The organism is Oceanobacillus sojae (genome assembly GCF_007991515.1).
GTDB classification, from domain to species: Bacteria; Bacillota; Bacilli; order Bacillales; family Amphibacillaceae; genus Oceanobacillus; species Oceanobacillus sojae.
Genome location: NZ_BJYM01000005.1, coordinates 38848 through 59811 on the forward strand (window position 1 = coordinate 38848; position 20964 = coordinate 59811).

Consider the following 20964-nt stretch of genomic DNA (forward strand, 5'->3'; position numbering starts at 1 on the left):
GTTACCTTATTTATATAACATAATTATTGAAGATAAGGTAACTTTTTCATTTTAATTTGATTAAGTGTTTATACGTTTATTTCATTATTGAAGAGGTTAATAGCGGGCGGATAACCGCATTCTCCAAAAAAATAAATAAAAACCACAAATAAAACAATCAATAACAGAATAAGTATATTGCTGACGATTATGAACGGATATTCTTTTCTAATTGCAAACCAGCCAAAAAGAAGGGTAAACAATAATCCCGATATAATAAAAACATAGATTGTATACTGGATCAGCAGAAATGGATAAACAAATAAGAAATTCAATAGCGCAGCAATCAATAATATACCGAGGATAGTGACATAAATAATTGGCTTATTCATGTCGTTCCCCTTCTTCATCCGGAACATACTCTAAAATATCCCCGGGCTGACATTCCAAAGCTTCACAAATTCTTTCCAGTGTTGAAAAACGAATTGCCTTTGCCTTTCCATTTTTCAAGATAGAAAGGTTTGCCATCGTAATACCAACCTTCTCTGTTAATTCCGTCACGCTCATTTTTCGTTTTGCCAGCATCACATCAATATGAATCACTATAGCCATATCATCACCCCTCACACAGTCAAATCATTTTCTGTTTTAATTTCTAACGCATTTTTAAACAGCTTCTGTAAAAGGGAAGCAAATACAGCAACAACAAACGATACAAACAATGGTACCATTCCAATTATAATTGCACCTGGAGCATCATCCTTCTCTGCAAACAGATAAATAAACGGCATTGTCAAAATATAAATACCGGTAATGGTTAAAGCACATTGCTTGATTCTTTTTAGAGTAAAAACAGCTTCTTCTGAAAATGTCTGCTTCTGATCAATCAGTCTTAACAGCTTTAAGGCTTGATAAAGCGCCAGATAAAATGGAATGGTTGTTAAAAAAACTCCTATCACAATTGGATATACTATCCATTTAACCATGGAAGAGCTATCCGAAATATTGATGATAATTTGCGGAATTAAAATAACTGATAAAGCAATCATAATTAATCCCATTATATAAATTACTGTTTTCAAAAATGCTGTCGAGCTTTTTGGCATAAAAATCACCTCATTTATAAAATTCTTTTCTCTGATTAGCTTTTACTTTTGATAAACCCTTGATTATTCCCTTCCAGCAATCCTTCAATTTTTGCCTGTGATTGCTTTAGCATTGCTACTATTAAAAAGCTGACAATGACTAACAACAGCCAGGAGCTTACTTTCCCTAAGTGTACCATGCTCCATACTTCTGCCTGATTTGGATATTCCCACGCCTGGAAGAAGGTTGCTATATTTTCCGCAATCCAAATAAAGAAGCCGATCAGGAAAAAGGAAAGAACGATTGGCATACGATAGCGTTTATTGCCGACCTTATAGTCCACCCATGCTCTTAAGAATACGAGAAGCACTAATGCGGACAGCCACCATCTGATATCCAGCCAATAATGATGTGTAAAGAAATTTAAATAAATCGCAGCTGCCAGAGGGCCCGCTAAAAAGATGGATGGCCATTTTACCAATCGAACATCTAATCTTCTCCAGGCCTGGCATAAATAGCTGGCTACACTTGCATACATAAACCCGCTATATAGAGGGACTCCAAAAAACTTCGTATACGCTTCTTCCGGATAGACCCATGATCCCATGTTCACCTTAAAAATTTCTAAAGTCAATCCAATTATATGAAATAATGTGATAACAACAAGTTCTTTTTTGGTCTCCAATCCGGAAGCTATCATATAAGCCTGTGTCACCAGACAAATGATTAATAATAAATCATATCTCGGCAGAAAAGGAATCTCAATAAATTTTGTAATTGCCAAGGATGCAAAAATAATGACTGGAAAGATACAGGATAATGCTTGTTCATAGCCGAATCGAATCAGCTGTTTCATTGCTCTCATTTTTTCAATCCCCATCTAATAGTTTTATTATTAACATTGATTATAGATAATTATTTATCGAAAATCAATAAAAAAATACTAAAAAAGAATAAAAAAATAAATTTATCCTATTAAAAACTTCCCTTTTTTATATTTATCACAGGACAAAATAATCTGTTCTGAAAGACTTTTTCATCAAATCAGAGAATCCGCTATATCTTAAAACTATATCCAACAATATGTTTTAGCTATTTTACAAACTTTTCGATTTCACCATATAATTAACACTATTACTGCGAGTAAATATGTACTACGAGGAGATATAACAATGCTGGATATAAAATATGATATTGTAGGTTCTTTCTTAAGACCTGAAGAAATCAAAAATGCCCGTGCAAAATATTTTAATGGAGAAATTGATTTAAAAGCACTGAGAGAGATTGAGAATCAGGCAATTTCAGATTTAGTGGAAAAAGAAGTGGTACACGGCCTCAAGTTTGTTACAGACGGTGAGTTCAGACGCAGATGGTGGCATCTCGACTGGCTGAAAGAATTTGATGGCTTTACTACAAAGCATTTTGATAAAGTAATCAACGGTGTAACTAATAAAATTGAATTAGGATATATTGAAGGAAAAATTTCTTATGATAAAAATAAGAGTCATCCCGAAATAGAGGCTTGGGATTATTTACATAGCCTTGCTAAAAAATACAATGGAGTAGAAGCAAAGAAATCTATCTCCGGACCAAATATGATTCTCGTTGATCATTTTCTTCAGCTGTGCATCAAGGATACACCCTATTACGGCAACGATATTGATTTAGTGATTGAGGATATTGGAACAGCATATCAGAAAGCAATCCAGGATTTATATAATCATGGATGTCGATATTTACAAATTGATGATACCTCATGGACATATATGATTGATGATAAATTCAACGAAAAAGTTACTGCTCTCGGCTACACCAAAGAAGAGGTTCTGGAATGGTTTAGAAAAGCTTCTGCAAAAGCTCTAGAACAGAAACCGGAAGGAATGACGATAGCAACGCATTTCTGCAAAGGAAACTTTAAAGGGAATCCACTTTTTTCAGGTTTTTATGATTCTGTTGCAGAGGTTATCAGTACAATCCCTTATGACGGTTTCTTTGTTGAATATGATGATGCACGTTCTGGTTCCTTTGCGCCTTGGAAAGTGCTGAAAGATACAGGCGCTACATTTGTGGTTGGTCTTATTTCCACTAAAAATCCTGTACTGGAAGCACATGATGAACTTAAGAAAAGATACCTGGAAGCAAAATCCATAGTTGGGAACAATATTGCGCTATCTCCACAATGCGGTTTTGCTTCTGTGGAAGAAGGAAATTCTATTGATGAGGATATACAATGGAAAAAGATTGACCTGTTAGTTTCCTGTCAAGACTTTCTCTAAAATAGCGGTGAAATTTTTAAAGCATTAGAAAACTTGGCAGGCAGCTACGTTTTCTAATGCTTTTTTATCCTTAGCGGTTTCTAATATTATAAATGCATGTCCCAAGTACTTACCCTTGCTCCAGCGCTAATAAACGTTCCTTCATCGGAATACCTCCCCGAAATCCTATCAGCTTGCCGTCCTTTGCAATCACACGATGACAGGGGACCAGAATCATTACCGGATTCGCACCAATAGCCGCACCAACAGCTCTTACTGCTTTCGGTTTCTCTATTTTCTCTGCTATATCCATATACGAAACGGTTTTTCCATAAGGAATATGCTGCAGCGCTTCCCAAACAGATTCCTGAAAAGCAGTCCCCTTTAAATCAACTGGCAAATCAAATTCTTTTCTTTCCCCATCTAAATAAGAAACCAGCTGTTTTTTGTAAACATTAATTTTCTCTTCATCGTGAATCAGCTTTGCATCTGCTCTTTTTTTAGCTGTCCAGGTTTCTATTTCATCTAAGCCTTTATCTTGTGACCCGACATAACATAATCCATTATCTGTTGCTGCAAGATACATAGACCAGTTATTATGCTCTATTTTGCCATAATAAATAATTTCCTTCTGATTATTTTTCATTGCATACGCCCCTTCCTGCATATTCCTTTCTATATTGACCCGGTGTTTGATTATTTTTCTCTTTAAATAATGTTATAAATCGAGCTGGGTTCGAAATTCCAACAAGCCCTGCTATCTCCTTTACAGATAAATCGGTTTCTATTAAACAGACTTTTGCTTTCTCCATACGAATTTTCTGCTGATAAACCAGAGGGCTTACTCCCTTTAATCTTTTAAACACGCGGTGCAGGTGATAAGGGCTGCCATGACAAGCTTCAGCAAGATCACTTAATGTGAAAGACATGGCATAATTTTCTTTAATATACGCTTCTGCCTGCATAACCCATTCTTCATCCGGCAAGCTGCTTCCTCCAGATTTACATCTCTTACATGGCCTGTAACCAGCTTGTAAGGCTTCCTCTGCCGTTCTAAAAATCGTTACATTATCGAAGTTGGGTACTCTTGATTTACAAGAAGGACGGCAAAAGATTTTAGTAGTTTTCACAGCATATAAGAACTGTCCGTCATATGTCTTATCATTTTCCATAATCGCCTTCCGCTGCTCTGCAGTTATTTTACTACTCATTGGCAATCACCTCTTCTCTTATTGTACACCTGAAGAGTAAGAAATAAATATTTATCCAATTAAAAAGCAAGATATGAAAACTTCTATTTTCCTTTTACAGCTTGTTTTTGCCTGCTTCTCTGCTGAAAAAGAAATGGAATAACTAAATACAAGGCATAAGCAAAAGACATCCAGGACGAAAAAGCAATAATCTGTGTCTCATCTAAATTTGGAAATATCATTTGATAGTTTGAAAAAACAAAGCTATCCAGCACCAATCCAGTCATCGTTCCTACAATTCCAAATCTTATCGCTGCATAATCCTTTTTATCAAATAATGTATAGAGATAAATAACCAGCGTTAATAAAATAGCTGTTCCAACTAAAAGTATGGCGGTACTATACATAAATGCGTCTGTACCAGGAGTAAAAAGAACATCCTCTCCAAAAATCCGAAAAAATAACGTGGCAATTATCCAGACTATGACGCCCCATGCAGCTGTGAACAAATAGGTTTTCATTCTATTGCCTCCTTCTTGCCAAAATTAGTGAGCGCTCCTACAAGATACTCCAATTCCTGATATACTTTTTCGACCGGAAAATCTTTTTGCAATAATGCCTGCATCGCTAATCCATCAACCATTGCGTTAAACATAATTCCCCACGTATCTATGGACACACCTTTGACAGGGGATTCAGGCCATATTTTTAATAAGTTCTCTGATAAGGCCTGATTCTCTGCCTTTATTATTTCTGATAACTGATATCTTATTTTGTCATTCTTAAAGCTTGCTGCTGTGATTAAAATAAACAATTGATGAAAAAAGGAATCATAGGAACAGCGGCTTTTAGCTGAAGCGATTGCCTGTTCAAGTACAAAGGTATTGCTTTTCGAGATTTCTTCCCAGCTTGTTTTACAAATATCCTCTACAATACCTAACAATAATTGCTCCTTTGTACGGAAATGATAATAAATCGTCCCCTGGGTTACTCCTGCAGTGTCCGCTACCGCTCTTAAAGTGAATTTCTCCATCCCCTTCTCGACCAGACATTGCTTTGCATATTGAATTAACTCCTGCTTACTGACTCCATTTGGCTTAGCCATTTTTACACCGCCCTTTTAGTTATTCAATTGAATAACTCTAAAATATCATAGCTATAAAATAGTTACAAGGAAAGCACTCACTTCAGAAATTCATTTTCAGCTATTAAAAAATGAAGCTTTTTTACAGACAGCAATAACAAAATATACCTACTAAAGAAAGACTTTTATTGCATATTTATACATTTCATTGTATTATAATTCAAAAAACCAATTGGGAGAAATAAAATGAATTATAAAATGATTGAGGAATTATCTTTAAACAATTGGCCGTCGCTGTCTACCTTGCTTTATGATGGCTGGATACTGAGATTTTCAAATGGCTATACCAAAAGAAGCAATTCGATTCAGCCGATTCTCTATTCAACCTGCGAATTAATTCAAAAAATAGAAGCATGTGAAAAAATCTATTCAGCAAATAATTTACGAACCATATTTAAAATAACTCCTTTTGTTAAACCGGATAATTTAGATGATATTCTAAAAGGAATGGCTTATTCATTAATTGACATTACCAGCGTGCAAATCATGAATCTAAAAGATATGAAGGAGCCAACAGTTCATTCTGTGAATTTAGATGAGGATATAACAATTGAGTGGCTGGACCATTTTTGCAGATTGAATCATGTAGAGGAACAAAACAAACATACCATGAAGCAAATGCTATCAAATATCGTAACTCAAAAATGTTTTATATCACTCTACCATGAGGAAAATGTAATTGCCTGCGGGCTGGGTGTTGTTGAAAGAGAATACATAGGGATTTATGATATTGTTACTGATATTAAGTTCAGGAACCAGGGAATTGCTGAACAGCTGCTATTGAATTTATTAAAATGGGGAAAAGAAATAGGAGCTAAATACAGTTACTTAGCTGTTCTTTTAAATAACAAACCTGCGTTGAAGCTTTATTCCAAAATTGGCTATTCAGAGATTTATAAGTATTGGTACAGGGTAAAAGAATAAATAAGCTTTAAAAGGGATGACTATGCCTGCAATATGGCACAATCATCCCTTTCTAGAGTAAAGCATATTATTTATTTTTTATATGCAGCTTTATTTTCGCTTCATCACATTCTGAGGGTTACCTTCTAAAAATGCTATCGTATTATCAAATGCAACTTGGGCGCGAAGCTCCATTGCCTCATCTGTCAAAAATCCTACATGAGGTGTTAAAATTGCATTTTTTGCATGTAATAGTCTGTAATCATCCGGAATTGGCGGTTCCATATCGAATACATCGATACCCGCTCCAGCTATCTCTCCATTGTTCAGAGCATCCGCCAGTGCATCATTATCAACAATCGGCCCCCTTGCACAGTTAATCAAAACAGCCGATTCTTTCATCAATTTTATTTTCTCTTTAGAGAGCAGACCTTTTGTACTTGGTAGTAATGGTACATGTAATGTTACAATATCTGATTGAGATAAGACATCATCTAAATCCATATACTCTACGCCCAGCTCCACTGCTTCCGGATTAATGCTGGCCTGATTAGAAGCAACTAATTTTGCACCGAATGCTTTAAATAAACGGGCAACCTCGATCCCTATTTGCCCTGTACCGATGATACCGACAGTTTTTCCTTTAATTTCATTTCCCTGGTAAGCTCCCGGATAATCAGCGGCACGGACATCACTATTTCCCTGTGTAATGCCGCGATATAAATCCATTACCAGACCGATGGTTAATTCTGTTACTGCCTGGTTTGCATATCCGGCTGCATTACATACCAGAATATCCTGTTTTTTTGCATCTGCTATTCCTACGTGATCAACACCTGTAAAGGCAATATTAATTAATTTTAAATTATCATTTTGATTAATTACTTCCGTCGGATACGGATTATTGGCAATCATCACAACATCTGCACCTTCACTGCGTTTTGCCAACTCTGTGCTGCCTGTTGTTTTATTGTTGTAATAAACAAATTCATGGCCTTTCTGTTTAATTGGCTCTGCCAGTTTCTCAATGAGTGAATCCGGAACATTTAATGGTTCTAATAATTTAACTAACATATTATCTATCCCTTTCCGCGATGCGTCTTACTACTTTTCTGTTTTAATCCAAATGGATTCCTTTCTTATCATAGCTTTTCTACAGTACTTTATTCTGAATTATCATCTCACAGTATAAATCTTTCAAAAACATTTGTAAAAGAATCGAACACCTTCTTAAAATATAAATGTTCTTATTATAATAGGAAACATTACTTTATCTCAAGAAATGTTCACCCCTTAATTTTATCTCATAAGTACCTTCTTTTTTTACATTTATCAACCTGTATAACCGGAAAGCGGTATCCACATATATTTGTTGTATGATACACTCATAATACTAAAACGTTGAAAATTTAATAAAGGTGAAAAGACCATGTATATTGACAGAATTGATTATCACCATGAACCTGCTTACGAACAGTATATGCACAAATTTCAAAAGGACGAGGAAGAACTGACAGAAGAAGATACAGATGCGATTGAGTATTATGCCGGAAATCATATCGACTTCTTTCTGACCTGGATTATTCAAAATCATTTTGAAGGTGAATTGTTGAAAGAGATAGCAAATGATGATCTAAAAGCTGTAAGAGATGAAACTATGTCAGGGATAGAATTTTCTATTAAAAATTGTGACGGGAAATTTACAGATGAAGACATCTCTGAAGAAATTTTTCCATTTGTAGATGCTTACTATGAAAGCTATTATCTGGTCACTTATGGATTTTGGGTAGAAGATGATTTAAAAGAATCACTATTTGGATTTATTAGCACATGGGAAAATTATCATGATTATAAGCACTATTTAGATGACGCCTATCAGGACTACAAAGACTAAAAATTGAATCTTGATTGAAGAAGAGCTATTTTTAAGCATATACTTAAGAATAGCTCTTCCATTTATAGTTTATTTACTTGATAATCTATTTATTGTGTTACTTCACGATTTCTTTTTGGCTTGCCGCGAAATCCTTCAATCTATTTACAGCCACGACTAAAGCATAAACCGATGCCGCTGTAATATCCTCATGAATTCCTGCCCCCCAGTAAATCTCTCCGTGATGGGAAATCCCGATTTGCGCACAGGCTTCAGCAGAGGAATCCTTACCTAAAGAATGCTGCTCATAAACCTCCAATGCATAATCAATATCAAAATAGGCTTTTAATGCATTGCTGATGGCATCCAGACTTCCGGCACCTTCTCCATACATTTCAATCTGTTCATTATCTTTCCGTACGGTTAAAGTAACTTCCTGCCCTGTCCCTTTATGGAAATGATAGTCTACCAATTCGAAATATGGATGATATTCAATATAATTCTCTCTAAAGACCTGATAGATTTCCGCAGATGAAAGCTCTTTGCTTGTTTCATCAGATACTTTTTTCGTTGCATAGCCCATTGCTTCATTCATTTTATATGGCAGCTTGATTCCATAATTCGTTTCAAGCATATAACCAATTCCGCCTTTTCCAGACTGGCTGTTAATCCGGATAACATCGGTTTGATAATTCCTTCCAATATCCTGAGGATCAACCGGAATATATGGTACATCCCACTTTTCTGTATTCGTTTCCTGACGATATTTCATCCCTTTGGAAATCGCATCCTGATGAGAACCGGAAAAGGCTGTAAAAACAAGATCACCTGAATATGGATGTCTTTCATGCACTTCGGTTCTAGTTAACTGCTCATACTTCTTACGAATCGCATTCATCTGACTGAAATCCAATTCAGGATCGAATCCTTGAGAATACATATTCATCGCTAAAGTAATCAAATCTACATTTCCTGTCCGTTCACCGATACCAAATAGAGTACCCTCTACTCGTTCCGCACCTGCCAGAACACCGAATTCTGCATCACTCACTCCACTTCCACGGTCATTGTGCGGGTGAATAGATAGAGTGACCCCATCTCGGTATGACAGATTTTTATGAATGTACTCGATTTGGCTGGCAAAAATATGCGGCATCGCAATTTCAACAGTTGTTGGTATATTAATGATTGCTTTATGGTCAGGTGTCGGCTTCCAAATATCCAACACACTATTACAAATATCCAACGCATATTCTACCTCTGTTCCAGGAAAGCTTTCCGGGCTATATTGGAAATAAAAATTCCCCTCTGTTTGTTCAGCCAGCTCTTTTACTAAAATCGCTCCATTAACTGCAATTTGTTTAATTTCTTCCTGCGATTTTCTAAATACCTGTCTACGCTGTGCTTCTGAAGTTGAATTATATAAATGCACAATAGCTCTCGGTGCTCCCTTAATTGCTTCAAAGGTCCGGCGGATAATATGCTCCCTCGCCTGCGTAATTACCATAATTGTTACATCATCGGGTATCATATTATTATCAATCAGAGTCCGCAGCAGCTTAAATTCTGTATCTGAAGCAGCTGGAAAAGCAACCTCGATTTCTTTAAATCCGATATCTACTAATAGCTGAAACATCTCAAGCTTTTCTTCTAAATTCATTGGAATCGGCAATGCCTGATTTCCATCCCTCAGGTCCACGCTGCACCATGTCGGAGCTTTCTCTATCGTTTCTTTCTTCACCCAGTCATAAGACAATGTTGGCGGCATAAAATATTGCTTTCCGTATTTTTGATGATTAAACATGATACATTCCTCCTCAGATTAAGTTAAAAATAAAAAAGCCTCTCCTCTCCAGCAATTTACTTTGCTTGGAGACGAAAGACTTATTCTTACGCGGTACCACCCCGGTTTCATGATAAACCAATATTATCATGCACTTATCCAGATACAGACAATTATGCCTTATATCCTTCCCGTGTAACGGCGGGGTTCCGTCCTTAATTACTGTAACAAATTCATTTCACTAAGGCTGCTCTAAGGTGAGTTCCCTGCTTTCCTGCTGTTGCTTCTCATCAGCCAGCAACTTTCTGAAAACACTTCAGCAAGTACTATTCCTTATCTTCGCATTGCAACTTTTTATATTTTCACTATCTTATCAGATTTATCAGAGAATTGGAAGAGGAAATTTAAAATTATTTTTTTACTGCTTGTAATTTAAAGTGGAAATGCATGATTCGTACTTTTTGTATTGATTTATCACATCATGATATTTCCAAACTTTATCTATTTCAAGTATTGTTTAACGTCTTCTATAGTTTCAAATTCATCTATATGATCTATTATGGTTTCCAGCGTGCTTATTTCCTGTTCGTGCACCTTTTTCTTTACATCTTCTGCAGGTGGAGCTACAAACTTTGTGATTAATCGAATGGTGGTATTGGCTATACCTTCTGCTTTCCCTTCATTTCGAAAAATCTCTGCTAAAGTCATTGCCAATTCGCTCCCTTCTTGATAAGTGTTTTCTATATGGTTGATTAAATCATAATATTGTTTTTTGGTAAGATGACGATGGGCACGGAAGATATAATAAAACAATGTTTCAAGGTACTCTGTTTCCATTTTCTGATCCTGTAATTGCCGCAAATAATCAATGGATCGATAAATCGTATTCAATATGACTTGTATATCACTATTACCGATATCCCGAAACACCATCAGTATGATTCGCAGGAACACATTTAATTGCGTATCTTCATCGTCGTAAGCAGATACATCGTATATAAAGAATTCATGATCAGGAACGAATTTCTGCAGTTCCTGAGGAAAATCCCGGTACCCTTCCAAAAGATTACTGAACGAAGCTCCGACATACCAATCCGTATTGCCATGATACAAAACAATCGGCATGATGATCGGCAGCCTCTTTTCTTCTTTATTATCCCGCTTGGTTTCCCATATCTCCTCCATATACCGCAGTAACTGCAGAGCAGTATAGTAATCATGATAGCTTTTATGCTCGAACAGAAAATATACATAAGCGTTTTTTTGATGAATTTTCTTCTGGAATATCAAATCGGAGAAATATTCTTGGAGGTCGTGACTGACAAAGCTATCTTTTTGGGGGCTGAATGGATGTTACATCAATGGTATTACGTACAGAAGGCGGTAAGAAGTGGGTAATAAAATCTTTAGCAACGTCCACATTTGAAAATGTTTCTTTAAAAATTTTGTCATGCGGGTTTTGAATCTGCAAAATTACCGAGTCCTTTCATCATTGGAGTTTGATGACTTATTCAAATGTATGATCTATCTCTAGATTAACATAGGATTCCGATAAAAAGGAACGCATGTTCTATAATTATTTTTATCTTCCTTTTTTCCCCGCTCTTTTAGCAATCCTGGATGTTTTCATTAATTATATCCTGATGAAAGAGGAAAAGGCTATGGAAAGAAAATACTAGAATTAACTCTAAAAGAGGCGAAAGAAAACAATTTAAATCGTGTTCTCATTAACTGTGATGATTCAAATCTTGCTTCTGCCAGAGTAATTGAGGAAAATAATGGTACGCTAGAAAATAAAATAGTGGATAATAGTGATGGAGAACTTGTCCGAAGATATTGGATTAATCTTTAATTATACTTGCTGTCAAAATAAAAAGGTTAGTCATACTTTAACAACAGGATATGACTAACCTTTTTCTACAACTGTCTACTTCGCTTAATTTTTACCTTTTCTAATTTGTTTCTCAATATTACGCAGAGCTTTTTTAGACCCCCGCTCCAAATCATGCTGCATTTTCCGGGAACTATATTCCTCGAATAAAGCATCCAGGTTATAGCCTTCCGGGTATAAATTTTTCCCTTTAATATCTAGTGCAACCCGCTTTACATTCGTAGTGATCAGCTTATTTTTATAAAAAACAGCTACATTATTTTGTGAATCTATCCCTTTATAGATAATCCCAAAATCATCATATTCCAATAACTTCACGCGGTCCCCTTTTTCATATCCGGTAAATACTTCTGATTTCTGCTTAACAGGTTTAGGTTTCCTGATTTTATTTTTATCAATACGTTGTAAATCATATTCTTTATTATTCATATAATCCTTCGCTCTTTGAAGGACCTGCTCTCTCATATTCATTTTTTGAGAAATCCATAAAGCATTACTTTCGCCTGATTTCCCTAAAATCAATTTATATAGCGGCTCCAATGTTTCGCTATTAAACTGCATTGCAGCATTCATAAAGTCCGAATGTCTTTCTGAGAAGCGTTTTATTTCCCCATAATGCGTTGTAGCTACGGTAATACAGCCCATATGATAAAATTCTTCTAAAATAGAAATAGCAAGCGCCGCTCCCTCATTAGGCTCTGTCCCGCTCCCGATTTCATCAAAGAGCACTAAAGAGCGATTATTAGCCCGCTGCATAATACCTGCTATATTCTGCATGTGGGAAGAAAAGGTACTTAATGCATTTTCAATACTTTGATTATCGCCAATATCGACAAAAATACTTTCAAATAAGCTGATTTCTGTTTCTTTATTGGCTGTGATATGAAAACCTGACATCACAGATAATGTTAAGAGCCCAATCGTTTTTAACACAACGGTTTTGCCTCCAGCATTAGGCCCGGTGATAATTAAGCTCCGGAAATCTTCTCCTATTTCAAAATTCAAAGGCACTGCGTCACCTGTCAATAGCGGATGTTTACAATCGACCAGTTTAATATAGCCATAATCATTTAATTTCGGCTCTATCCCATCTATCTGTTTACTAAATTTGGCTTTGGCAAATACCATGTCATATTGACCAATCAATTCCATATTTATTTTAAGCTCATAAATATTTTCTAAAATCATTCCTGATAAGGTTGCTAAAATCTGATATTCTTCCATCTGCTCCTCTGCCTTTTGTACAGCCAATTCATTGTTTAATTTGCTGACAGCAGCAGGTTCAATAAAAACCGTTGATCCTTTGGAGGAAGTATCTACAATCGCCCCATCGACATGATGCTTATAAGCAGCTTTAATTGGAATCGTGTAACGATCATCTTTTTTACTGATAAAAGCCTCTTGAATATATTTTTTATTCGCACTGCTTTTCAAAAATCGATTTAACCGTTCTTCCATCTTCGACTCAACAGCTTGTATATTATTTCGAATTCGTTTTAATTCTTTACTTGCTGCTGAATCAATTCGATTTCCTTTTATTGAAAAATCGATTTCCTCTTCAATGCTTTGAAAGATGGTCATTGAATTTGCATAGGAAGCTATAACAGGTGCTATAAATTCTTTATCAAGCATATATTTTTTGATTTTCCGGCAGCCCCGAAGAAAATCAGATACATTTACTAAATCATCTGGCTGTAAAATGATGCCCTTTTCAAGGTTTTGCAGGATATGTTCAATGCTTGAAACACCCAGGAAGGGAACACGGCTATTTGTATTCAGTACTGCAACCGCTTCTGTCGTTTCATTCAACCGTTCTTTCACAATATTGATATTTGAACTGGGTTTTAATTTATCCATTAACTGCTTTCCCAGCCCACTGATACAATAAGATCTGATAATTTGTTTTAATTCGTTATATTGTAATTTTTCATAGGTTATCTCATTCATTTTTTTGCTCTCCTCGTATTATAGTCGTTGAAGTAATCAAATTGCTCTTCCGATTAAAAGAGACTGTATGAATGAAGATACCTGCTCATTAGATTTCAATGTGCATCTTCTTATCCATTTCAAATAGAAATCTTCTCAAATAAAAAAAGCCGCAGGGATACCGCAGCTTTTTGACCATAATAATCCACCCCTGTCGTGTACATCTATTTAAAATAACAGACAAAACAACTGGACAATACTATTATGGATAGGTGCTTATAAGTTCAGCAGGTATCTTCATAGGGAGAAATAAATACACAGCAAATAAAAGGCCAATTAGACCTAATTATTCCCATATTTATTTCGTTTTAAATTATCCTATATAGAACCTACTACAATACTCACACAGCACACTCCTTATTTATTTGAATATCATTGAAATCTAATCTATGTAAAACAGTATACAACAGGATAACCTGACATGTAAATAGGCTTCATCTTCAAACCTAAAAGCGTTCCCTTACAATTTTATATTTGATAAGGAAACGCCCTGATAACAATTTTAAAAAGCAATGCTTTCTTGAAGATATCTATTTAATGGAAATGACGATAACATCTCCCTTATTTGAATCTACTTCAATAATTGTACCCTCTATTTCATTATCAATGGCATGAATAACTACATTCATATCAATTTCGCTGCTATAGTGTACAGAAGCTGGAATTTTATCCATTAAGTTACTTCCTAACTTAAGCATTGTTTTCACCATTTTAATAGGAATCTTCACATGGACATCCTCTCTAGTGGCTGATTCAATATCAATTCGGAGGCTTTTTTTCAAATAATCTGCTGTGTTGTTTGACTTCGGCTCTGTTTTTAGTGCTTCAATTAATTGGCTCGCTTCATCCACATCTAAATTCCCTTGCTTAACAGACTCAATAATTTTGCGAATATCTTCTCTCATTCTTCATCCCCTCTTTTCTTTTGTAATAATTCAATTGCTTCATCTGTATTGATTTCTCCATTTTCAAACATCGTAATAATCCGGGATTTGTTTTGTGGTTCTGTTTTTTCTCTTTTCCTATGTCCAAGCTTTGCAATAATATCATTCAATTTACCGCGGACAGTCGGGTAGGAAACTCCCAGCTCTTTTTCAACTTCTTTGATGTTTCCTCTGCTCAAAAGAAATACTTCAATAAAATGCAGCTGTTCTTCATTCAATGTGGAAAATTTCGAGAATTCGAAGTGGTTTTCTATGGTGGTATGGCAATTCGAGCATTCCAGCCGGGTCGCATGTAATGTGTGGTTACAGGTTGGGCAAGTTTGAATCATTGGATAGGGCATATGCTATTCTCCTCTCTATAGTTAAAAGAATATCACATCAAATTAATATAATCAATCGAATAATTGAAAACATTAATAATTAGGTTAAAATAATTAATATATTTTTCGTATTTAATTAATTTTCCATTAAAAAACAAAAGAGACTACGCTTCATCATAGTCTCTTTCTGATCTATATGCTTATTTCTAAGCTTCTTCTGTTTTCACAATACGTCTCTCAGCTCTATATAGTGATCCATAACAAAGAATACATAAAACAGCTACAACAATTACTAAGGAAATACTTACTGTCCATGAGAAATTTTCTGCTGCAATCGGCATTACAAAATTTGCACTTAATTCTCCAAGAATATAGCCTGCCAGACCAACAAATCCTACGGCAGCTCCTGAAGATCGTGAGGATACAAAATTCAGCGTCATAATATTAATAATAAGCTGCGGACCGTAAATTGTAGTTCCTAATACTGCCACAATAATTAATATGCCTACAAAGCTATCAACAATAATATAGAAGAAAACAGCAGAACCACAGATCAGCATGGATATACTTCCAACCATGGATTGCTTATTTGGCCATTTAATTGCCAGCCACGCAAAGAATAATGATCCAGGAATTGCCAGCCATTCCAATACAGATATTGCTGCTTGTACCTGGAAGACAGTAAACATCTTGTCTCCTCCTAAATAGGCAGGCATCCAGTTTAAAATTCCAAATCGTAAAAAGTAAAGAAGTGCGTTAACAAGCGCAATCATAAGAAGTACCCTGCTTGTTAATACTTCTTGTCTTAAAATCTTCCAATATGTATCTCCCTCTACATGTTTTGCTTTAGGCTGACCAGCCTCTCCAAACATTTCTTTCAAGCTCGGTAAGCCTTCTGACTCTGGGCGATCTCCCCCATACTTGTAAAAGAAAAAACAACATACTAGCACTACTAAGCCGGGAACCCAGAAAGCAACTGCCAAATTCGAAGGTCCTGCTAATGCTAATAATCCGGCAATAACGATTGGCAATAGTGCAGCTCCCAGATTTTGTGCCGTATTCCAAACAGCTACGCGAGATCCTCTTAAATGGTTATTGTACCAGGCACCTATCATAGATAAAGTCGCTGGAGCTGTTGCTCCTTGAGCTAACCCTAAAATCAACATCAAGATAAACATCAAGACAATACTTTCAACAAATCCCATCATAATAGCTGCAACTGCACTAATGGCAAGTGATATAGCAAAAACCCGGTTGAGCTTAAATTGATCAACCACCATCCCCATAACAAATTTCCCTGATCCATAGGTAATCGTAAATGCAGTCAAAATAAATCCAACTTCTGTTAAAGACCAATCATTCGCAATTCTTAACTCTTCACTCAACAGCTTAAAATTATTTCGAACTAAATAACAAGAAATGTAGCCAAAATATGTAACTAGAAAAACAATTTTTCTTCGGGCAAGATATTCTGCAAATCCAGGTGTCTTTTCTCCCAGTCCGTGCTTAGCCGACATAAAAAAACCTCCTCTTAACTCTTTCAAATAGACTTCCAGCAAAGAAAGGGGTTTCATTTAAATATTATTTCCTTTCTTTCTTATGAAAGCTTATCGTAAAGCTGTATATAGAAACTATCAGCAAAACTCTGATTTTTTATCAGAAAAAGGAGACTACTTTGTCAGAAAATATCCTACAAACTGGAGAAAGACAGTAAAAGTATCCATTGCCCCTGCCCTGTTGACAAAAATCAACTATGCTATATTATGGTTACTGTCTAAACACCTTATAATTAAAAGCTGGGAGATACTTATGAAAATATCACGTATATTATTGTTTCTAATTATTTCTATTTTGTTTATTAGCTCTGGCTGTCAGCCGAAGCAAGCTGCTTATGATATTGATTTTTCTAAGTCAGAAATAGATTATGAAGGTGCACAGGATAATGGTCCTCCTCCCATTCGAATAGCAATTTCCAGCGTGCTCTCTCCTACAGAGACAGTGAAGAACTATCGTGAAATCGCCTCCTTTATTGGAGAGCAGCTCGATAGACCTGCTATTGTGATTCAACGCAGGAGCTATAATGAAATTAATAATTTAATGGTAAATGGCGGTGCAGATATTGCTTTATTTCCGACGGGTGCCTATATTAACTATGGCCTACATGATAATTTAGAAGGCGTAGCCATGCAGGAAAGACTTGGTAGTTCTTATTACTACGGATATATTGTTGCCAAGGAGGATAGCAGTATAGAAAGCCTGGAAGATTTAAAAGGAAAGGATATTGCCTTTTTTGATCCAACGAGTTATTCAGGTTATACCTTTGTTAAAGAAAAATTAGCATCATGGGATGAAACGCCTGACAGCTTTTTTAAAAGTCATCTTTTTACATACAGTCATGAAGGTTCGATTAATGCTGTAAAAAATAATGTAGTGGATGCGGCAGCTGTTCACTCTCTTTCCTATGAAAACATGGAGCTTACCGATTCAGATTTAACAAAAGATTTAAAAATTATTTCCCAATCAGAAGCGATGGGTACTGGTCCTGTTCTGGTCCGAAGTGATTTACCGGATAAAGAGAAAGAAATTATTACGGATAGCTTTCTGAATATGACAGATGATTCATCCATGAAGCAAGCATTAGAAGGATTATATATTGATCGTTTCATTCCATTTGATCCAAATCTCTATCCAACATCTGGTGACTCACATGATTAAATTAAATATACGTCAAAAAATATTTATAACCATTCTCGCTTCCTTATTTTCGCTCGCTATTCTATTAGGATGGATTATTTGGGATTCTTTGACAAATATGATGAGAGAGGATTTAATCAACCGCGGAAACAATATTGCTGTACATATTTCAGAAACCAGTTCGGATTATATTTTATTCGATGATAACTACGCCGTTCATCAATTAATTACGGAAACCTATGAGCTAAATGAAGATGTCCGTTATATTATGGTTTTGGATAGTAATAGTGCTGTGTATGAACACACTTTTTCTGATTCTCTTCCAAAAGGTATTATAAGTGCTCATTCGGATTATAACGAAAATACCTCCAATGCAAAAACTATCTCCTCTGATGAAGGTGCAATTCAAGATATTATCGTTCCTATTGAAGATAGTGAGGTAGGTTATGTCCGGGTCGGAATGTCTGAAAAGCAGGCTAATCAGTATATTTTTTCTAAAATGACTGAACTATTAATCGTTACATTAATCGTTGCGCTGTTCGCAACAGGAGTTGCTTATTTTATTTCAAGAAGAATTACCAGCCCTATTCAGCGTTTGGTAGATGTTGCTTCTGGAATTTCTGCCGGTGACTTATCGCTGCGGGTTAAAAGTATTAAAAACGATGAAGTAGGAGAGCTTGCAAGCACATTTAATGCGATGGCTGATAACTTAATTAATTCAAATAATCAAATAGACACGCTGTTAAAACAACTGCAGGAAAAAGAGAAGCTTCGCAGCAAATTAATTTTACAATTATTATCCGTACAGGAGGATGAACGGAGAAGGATTTCCCGGGAGCTTCATGATGAAACAAGCCAGGCACTTACTTCTCTAATGGTTACGATGCGTGTCCTAGCTAATGAAGCAAAGGATGAGGAGCAGCAGCAACTGCTTTTCACAAGCAGAGATATTGCAGCAGACATCTTACGGCAAATCCGTGACCTGGCTGTCGATTTACGTCCTCCAATACTGGATAATATGGGAGTAGTATCAGCTATAAAAAAATACATTAAAGATTTTAAAGAAAAATACGATGTCGATGTATCATTCTATACATCGGTTACGGAAATTACTGACTTAGATGAAAATGTTGCTTTAGCAATTTACAGAATTGTTCAGGAGAGCCTTAATAACGTAATAAAACATACCGAAGCTACTAGAATTAAGGTTGGTTTAATTCTGGAGGATAATAATATCAAATTGACGGTGAGTGATAATGGACAAGGTATTAAAGAAGCTGATTTTATGAAAGCTCAAGCACAAAACCGGATTGGCATTCATGGTATGAAAGAACGGGTAGAAGTTCAAAACGGATCTTTTACTATACTGACAAATCAGCTTGGCGGGACCAAAATCATCGTTTCATTGCCGTTAATACAGAAAGGCAGGTTATCATGATGGCGCATGGAGAGCAAAACAAAATTAATATTGTACTGGTTGATGATCATGCCATACTCATCTCCGGACTAAAGCTGTTACTTCAAAAACGGGAACCTTTTCAAGTAGCCGGGGTTGCAGAAAATGGAGAAAAAGCGATTGAGCTATATGAAAAGCTGAAACCTCATTTGATGATTTTAGATATTTCATTACCGGATATGAATGGATTAGAAGTATTAAAGCATATTAAACAAATAGATGAAAATGCAAAAATTATTGTACTGACAATGTATGAAGATGAGGAATACATTTCGCTTATTATGAAGGCCGGCGCTTCAGGCTATATCCCAAAAGCAGCTGTAGATGAAGAACTGTATACAGCGATTGATACTGTTATGGAAGGTTATATCTACCTGCGGCCAAAAGAAGTAACTTCTATCATGAAATTCAAACAAACAGAGGGCAGCGCATTTAAATTATATGCATCGCTGAGCCCCCGCGAAAAAGAGATATTGCAATTAATTGTAAAAGGACATTCGTTAACGGAAATCGCTGAAGAGTTAATTATCAGTATTAAAACCGTAGATACGCATAAAACAAGAATTTTTCATAAACTGAATATTAACAAGAAAAGTGAGCTAGTGGAATTTGCATTAAAAAATAATTTATTTAATCTTTCATCCTAATAAAATACAAACATAATTATTTAGCGTTCTTACATTCCATTTTATAGAGCTGTTATTCTTGAGACAAATTATTTTAACCTGTCTCGGAATAACGGCTTATTTTTCATATTTCATGCTAACTCATCAAATGCTGTTTCCAGCACCCTTTCAATAAATGCTGTTTTCCCAAATGTATATGCCTCTCTGCTTGCTGCTGTTTTGGCTAACCTTCTTTTGAGTTGTGCATACTCATCAGCTGTTCCAGGATGCTCTCTGAGATAATTACGAAAAGCTAAATGCCTGGTTAATTCTTTACTGTCTTTTGAACAAACATACAGATGATGCTCCATCCAGCTTCTTTTATCTTTTTTCCAGGGCACCTCGTTATCTCTCCTGCCAAAGGCCTCCCTTTCTTCAATTCCTTTATCTCCTTCATGAAAATAGCCCAGCTCTTTTAGGCGTGCTGTGACCTCTAGAAAAACATGATAACTTTCAATAATAATATCAATATCTAGAATAGGCTTTGCAGCCAGTCCCTTTACAGATGTACTGCCTACATGTTCAATCCCTAATACAATATCACCTATTTGTTGATTTAATACACTTTTCAACTCCAGGAAAGTTTCTCCCCACCCTGTACAATGAGCAGCAATTTCTATCTTTCTTTCCAATAAGCTCCCCTCCTATTTCCAATACTTCCGTTAATTCACTATATCATTTTCTGTACAAATATTAGTAATTTTTCTGCCTATAGTTAAAACCAGAACTTTATAACTGGTAATTCGACAGTTATATATAATACAGAAATCAAATGTTTTACAAATACCTTATAGG

At 35.7% G+C, this 20964-nt stretch carries 23 protein-coding genes, 1 pseudogene and 1 other annotated feature; of the genes and pseudogenes, 7 read left to right on the forward strand and 17 right to left on the reverse strand.

What is annotated here, in order from left to right:
* Nucleotides 1–68: 68 nt before the first annotated feature.
* From OSO01_RS06980 to OSO01_RS06995, 4 genes are read right to left on the reverse strand one after another with little or no spacing between them, the layout of a single operon-like run.
* Complete coding sequence (locus tag OSO01_RS06980; protein ID WP_147209716.1) at nucleotides 69–371, reverse strand: hypothetical protein; 303 nt, start codon at nucleotides 369–371, stop codon at nucleotides 69–71.
* On the reverse strand, nucleotides 364–591 hold the full coding sequence (locus OSO01_RS06985; protein WP_147209717.1) for a helix-turn-helix domain-containing protein: 228 nt from the start codon (nucleotides 589–591) through the stop codon (nucleotides 364–366). Before OSO01_RS06985 ends, OSO01_RS06980 begins: the two co-directional genes overlap by 8 nt.
* 11 nt (nucleotides 592–602) lie before the next feature.
* A complete protein-coding gene (locus tag OSO01_RS06990) occupies nucleotides 603–1085 on the reverse strand; it encodes a DUF2975 domain-containing protein (protein WP_147209718.1) in 483 nt (160 codons plus the stop codon).
* A 35-nt stretch (nucleotides 1086–1120) separates the two neighbouring features.
* Nucleotides 1121–1930 carry a DUF817 domain-containing protein gene (locus tag OSO01_RS06995; RefSeq protein WP_147209719.1) on the reverse strand — a complete coding sequence of 270 codons (810 nt, stop codon included), beginning with the start codon at nucleotides 1928–1930 and terminating at the stop codon, nucleotides 1121–1123.
* A 307-nt stretch (nucleotides 1931–2237) separates the two neighbouring features.
* Here OSO01_RS06995 and OSO01_RS07000 point away from each other — a divergent pair, with 307 nt between their 5' ends.
* On the forward strand, nucleotides 2238–3341 hold the full coding sequence (locus tag OSO01_RS07000) for a 5-methyltetrahydropteroyltriglutamate--homocysteine S-methyltransferase (RefSeq protein WP_147209720.1): 1104 nt from the start codon (nucleotides 2238–2240) through the stop codon (nucleotides 3339–3341).
* A gap of 109 nt (nucleotides 3342–3450) precedes the next feature.
* Here the strand turns inward: OSO01_RS07000 and OSO01_RS07005 are convergent, their stop codons facing one another.
* The 4 genes from OSO01_RS07005 to OSO01_RS07020 form a co-directional block, all read right to left on the reverse strand.
* Complete coding sequence (locus tag OSO01_RS07005; protein WP_147209721.1) at nucleotides 3451–3966, reverse strand: methylated-DNA--[protein]-cysteine S-methyltransferase; 516 nt, start codon at nucleotides 3964–3966, stop codon at nucleotides 3451–3453.
* Complete coding sequence (locus OSO01_RS07010) at nucleotides 3956–4531, reverse strand: bifunctional transcriptional activator/DNA repair enzyme AdaA (RefSeq protein ID WP_147209722.1); 576 nt, start codon at nucleotides 4529–4531, stop codon at nucleotides 3956–3958. Before OSO01_RS07010 ends, OSO01_RS07005 begins: the two co-directional genes overlap by 11 nt.
* A gap of 83 nt (nucleotides 4532–4614) precedes the next feature.
* Nucleotides 4615–5031: a DUF5367 family protein gene (locus OSO01_RS07015; protein WP_147209723.1), complete on the reverse strand. Its 417-nt coding sequence runs from the start codon at nucleotides 5029–5031 to the stop codon at nucleotides 4615–4617.
* Nucleotides 5028–5615 (reverse strand): TetR/AcrR family transcriptional regulator, encoded by a 588-nt coding sequence (locus OSO01_RS07020; protein WP_147209724.1) that lies wholly within the window; start codon nucleotides 5613–5615, stop codon nucleotides 5028–5030. The genes OSO01_RS07015 and OSO01_RS07020 overlap by 4 nt, the downstream gene beginning before the upstream one ends.
* Before the next feature lie 225 nt (nucleotides 5616–5840).
* On the opposite strand from OSO01_RS07020, the gene OSO01_RS07025 reads away from it, so the two are divergent.
* Nucleotides 5841–6578 (forward strand): GNAT family N-acetyltransferase, encoded by a 738-nt coding sequence (locus OSO01_RS07025; protein WP_147209725.1) that lies wholly within the window; start codon nucleotides 5841–5843, stop codon nucleotides 6576–6578.
* 90 nt (nucleotides 6579–6668) lie between these two features.
* Here the strand turns inward: OSO01_RS07025 and OSO01_RS07030 are convergent, their stop codons facing one another.
* Entirely contained in the window at nucleotides 6669–7631 is a 963-nt protein-coding gene (locus OSO01_RS07030) for an NAD(P)-dependent oxidoreductase (protein ID WP_147209726.1), read from the reverse strand.
* Between the two features lie 355 nt (nucleotides 7632–7986).
* Here OSO01_RS07030 and OSO01_RS07035 point away from each other — a divergent pair, with 355 nt between their 5' ends.
* On the forward strand, nucleotides 7987–8451 hold the full coding sequence (locus OSO01_RS07035) for a DUF7832 domain-containing protein (protein ID WP_147209727.1): 465 nt from the start codon (nucleotides 7987–7989) through the stop codon (nucleotides 8449–8451).
* Nucleotides 8452–8548: 97 nt separating this feature from the next.
* On the opposite strand, the gene OSO01_RS07040 is transcribed toward OSO01_RS07035, so the two are convergent.
* The 3 genes from OSO01_RS07040 to OSO01_RS24060 all read right to left on the reverse strand — a co-directional run bounded on the left by OSO01_RS07040 (nucleotide 8549) and on the right by OSO01_RS24060 (nucleotide 11633).
* Nucleotides 8549–10234, reverse strand: coding sequence for a 2-isopropylmalate synthase (locus OSO01_RS07040; RefSeq protein WP_147209728.1), 1686 nt, complete (start codon nucleotides 10232–10234; stop codon nucleotides 8549–8551).
* 64 nt (nucleotides 10235–10298) lie between these two features.
* Nucleotides 10299–10562 (reverse strand) — a binding site (T-box leader).
* A gap of 152 nt (nucleotides 10563–10714) precedes the next feature.
* Nucleotides 10715–11503 (reverse strand): Rpn family recombination-promoting nuclease/putative transposase, encoded by a 789-nt coding sequence (locus OSO01_RS07045; RefSeq protein ID WP_246145080.1) that lies wholly within the window; start codon nucleotides 11501–11503, stop codon nucleotides 10715–10717.
* A 37-nt stretch (nucleotides 11504–11540) separates the two neighbouring features.
* Entirely contained in the window at nucleotides 11541–11633 is a 93-nt protein-coding gene (locus OSO01_RS24060; protein WP_371863288.1) for a hypothetical protein, read from the reverse strand.
* A gap of 225 nt (nucleotides 11634–11858) precedes the next feature.
* Here OSO01_RS24060 and OSO01_RS24065 point away from each other — a divergent pair.
* Nucleotides 11859–12065: pseudogene (locus OSO01_RS24065) on the forward strand (GNAT family N-acetyltransferase); the annotation flags it as partial.
* An 84-nt stretch (nucleotides 12066–12149) separates the two neighbouring features.
* Here OSO01_RS24065 and OSO01_RS07055 read toward each other — a convergent pair.
* The 4 genes from OSO01_RS07055 to OSO01_RS07070 form a co-directional block, all read right to left on the reverse strand.
* A complete protein-coding gene (locus tag OSO01_RS07055) occupies nucleotides 12150–14051 on the reverse strand; it encodes an endonuclease MutS2 (RefSeq protein WP_147209729.1) in 1902 nt (633 codons plus the stop codon).
* A gap of 569 nt (nucleotides 14052–14620) precedes the next feature.
* Nucleotides 14621–14995, reverse strand: coding sequence for an SHOCT-like domain-containing protein (locus tag OSO01_RS07060; protein ID WP_147209730.1), 375 nt, complete (start codon nucleotides 14993–14995; stop codon nucleotides 14621–14623).
* A complete protein-coding gene (locus OSO01_RS07065; protein WP_147209731.1) occupies nucleotides 14992–15375 on the reverse strand; it encodes a DUF2089 domain-containing protein in 384 nt (127 codons plus the stop codon). Before OSO01_RS07065 ends, OSO01_RS07060 begins: the two co-directional genes overlap by 4 nt.
* 185 nt (nucleotides 15376–15560) lie before the next feature.
* On the reverse strand, nucleotides 15561–16871 hold the full coding sequence (locus OSO01_RS07070) for an MFS transporter (RefSeq protein WP_186813577.1): 1311 nt from the start codon (nucleotides 16869–16871) through the stop codon (nucleotides 15561–15563).
* Between the two features lie 292 nt (nucleotides 16872–17163).
* On the opposite strand from OSO01_RS07070, the gene OSO01_RS07075 reads away from it, so the two are divergent.
* From OSO01_RS07075 to OSO01_RS07085, 3 genes are read left to right on the forward strand one after another with little or no spacing between them, the layout of a single operon-like run.
* Complete coding sequence (locus OSO01_RS07075) at nucleotides 17164–18069, forward strand: substrate-binding domain-containing protein (protein WP_147209941.1); 906 nt, start codon at nucleotides 17164–17166, stop codon at nucleotides 18067–18069.
* Entirely contained in the window at nucleotides 18062–19486 is a 1425-nt protein-coding gene (locus OSO01_RS07080) for a sensor histidine kinase (protein WP_147209733.1), read from the forward strand. The genes OSO01_RS07075 and OSO01_RS07080 overlap by 8 nt, the downstream gene beginning before the upstream one ends.
* A complete protein-coding gene (locus OSO01_RS07085; RefSeq protein WP_246145081.1) occupies nucleotides 19483–20151 on the forward strand; it encodes a response regulator in 669 nt (222 codons plus the stop codon). The genes OSO01_RS07080 and OSO01_RS07085 overlap by 4 nt, the downstream gene beginning before the upstream one ends.
* A 110-nt stretch (nucleotides 20152–20261) precedes the next feature.
* On the opposite strand, the gene OSO01_RS07090 is transcribed toward OSO01_RS07085, so the two are convergent.
* Nucleotides 20262–20801, reverse strand: a complete 540-nt coding sequence (locus OSO01_RS07090; protein ID WP_147209734.1) for a GrpB family protein — start codon at nucleotides 20799–20801, stop codon at nucleotides 20262–20264.
* Nucleotides 20802–20964 lie beyond the last annotated feature (163 nt).

Coding starts and splice junctions, on each gene's coding strand:
- OSO01_RS06980 (WP_147209716.1), bottom strand. CDS start 371: ATGAATAAGCCAATTATTTATGTCACTATCCTCGGTATATTATTGATT.
- OSO01_RS06985 (WP_147209717.1), bottom strand. CDS start 591: ATGGCTATAGTGATTCATATTGATGTGATGCTGGCAAAACGAAAAATG.
- OSO01_RS06990 (WP_147209718.1), bottom strand. CDS start 1,085: ATGCCAAAAAGCTCGACAGCATTTTTGAAAACAGTAATTTATATAATG.
- OSO01_RS06995 (WP_147209719.1), bottom strand. CDS start 1,930: ATGAGAGCAATGAAACAGCTGATTCGATTCGGCTATGAACAAGCATTA.
- OSO01_RS07000 (WP_147209720.1), top strand. CDS start 2,238: ATGCTGGATATAAAATATGATATTGTAGGTTCTTTCTTAAGACCTGAA.
- OSO01_RS07005 (WP_147209721.1), bottom strand. CDS start 3,966: ATGAAAAATAATCAGAAGGAAATTATTTATTATGGCAAAATAGAGCAT.
- OSO01_RS07010 (WP_147209722.1), bottom strand. CDS start 4,531: ATGAGTAGTAAAATAACTGCAGAGCAGCGGAAGGCGATTATGGAAAAT.
- OSO01_RS07015 (WP_147209723.1), bottom strand. CDS start 5,031: ATGAAAACCTATTTGTTCACAGCTGCATGGGGCGTCATAGTCTGGATA.
- OSO01_RS07020 (WP_147209724.1), bottom strand. CDS start 5,615: ATGGCTAAGCCAAATGGAGTCAGTAAGCAGGAGTTAATTCAATATGCA.
- OSO01_RS07025 (WP_147209725.1), top strand. CDS start 5,841: ATGAATTATAAAATGATTGAGGAATTATCTTTAAACAATTGGCCGTCG.
- OSO01_RS07030 (WP_147209726.1), bottom strand. CDS start 7,631: ATGTTAGTTAAATTATTAGAACCATTAAATGTTCCGGATTCACTCATT.
- OSO01_RS07035 (WP_147209727.1), top strand. CDS start 7,987: ATGTATATTGACAGAATTGATTATCACCATGAACCTGCTTACGAACAG.
- OSO01_RS07040 (WP_147209728.1), bottom strand. CDS start 10,234: ATGTTTAATCATCAAAAATACGGAAAGCAATATTTTATGCCGCCAACA.
- OSO01_RS07055 (WP_147209729.1), bottom strand. CDS start 14,051: ATGAATGAGATAACCTATGAAAAATTACAATATAACGAATTAAAACAA.
- OSO01_RS07060 (WP_147209730.1), bottom strand. CDS start 14,995: ATGAGAGAAGATATTCGCAAAATTATTGAGTCTGTTAAGCAAGGGAAT.
- OSO01_RS07065 (WP_147209731.1), bottom strand. CDS start 15,375: ATGCCCTATCCAATGATTCAAACTTGCCCAACCTGTAACCACACATTA.
- OSO01_RS07070 (WP_186813577.1), bottom strand. CDS start 16,871: ATGTCGGCTAAGCACGGACTGGGAGAAAAGACACCTGGATTTGCAGAA.
- OSO01_RS07075 (WP_147209941.1), top strand. CDS start 17,164: ATGAAAATATCACGTATATTATTGTTTCTAATTATTTCTATTTTGTTT.
- OSO01_RS07080 (WP_147209733.1), top strand. CDS start 18,062: ATGATTAAATTAAATATACGTCAAAAAATATTTATAACCATTCTCGCT.
- OSO01_RS07085 (WP_246145081.1), top strand. CDS start 19,483: ATGATGGCGCATGGAGAGCAAAACAAAATTAATATTGTACTGGTTGAT.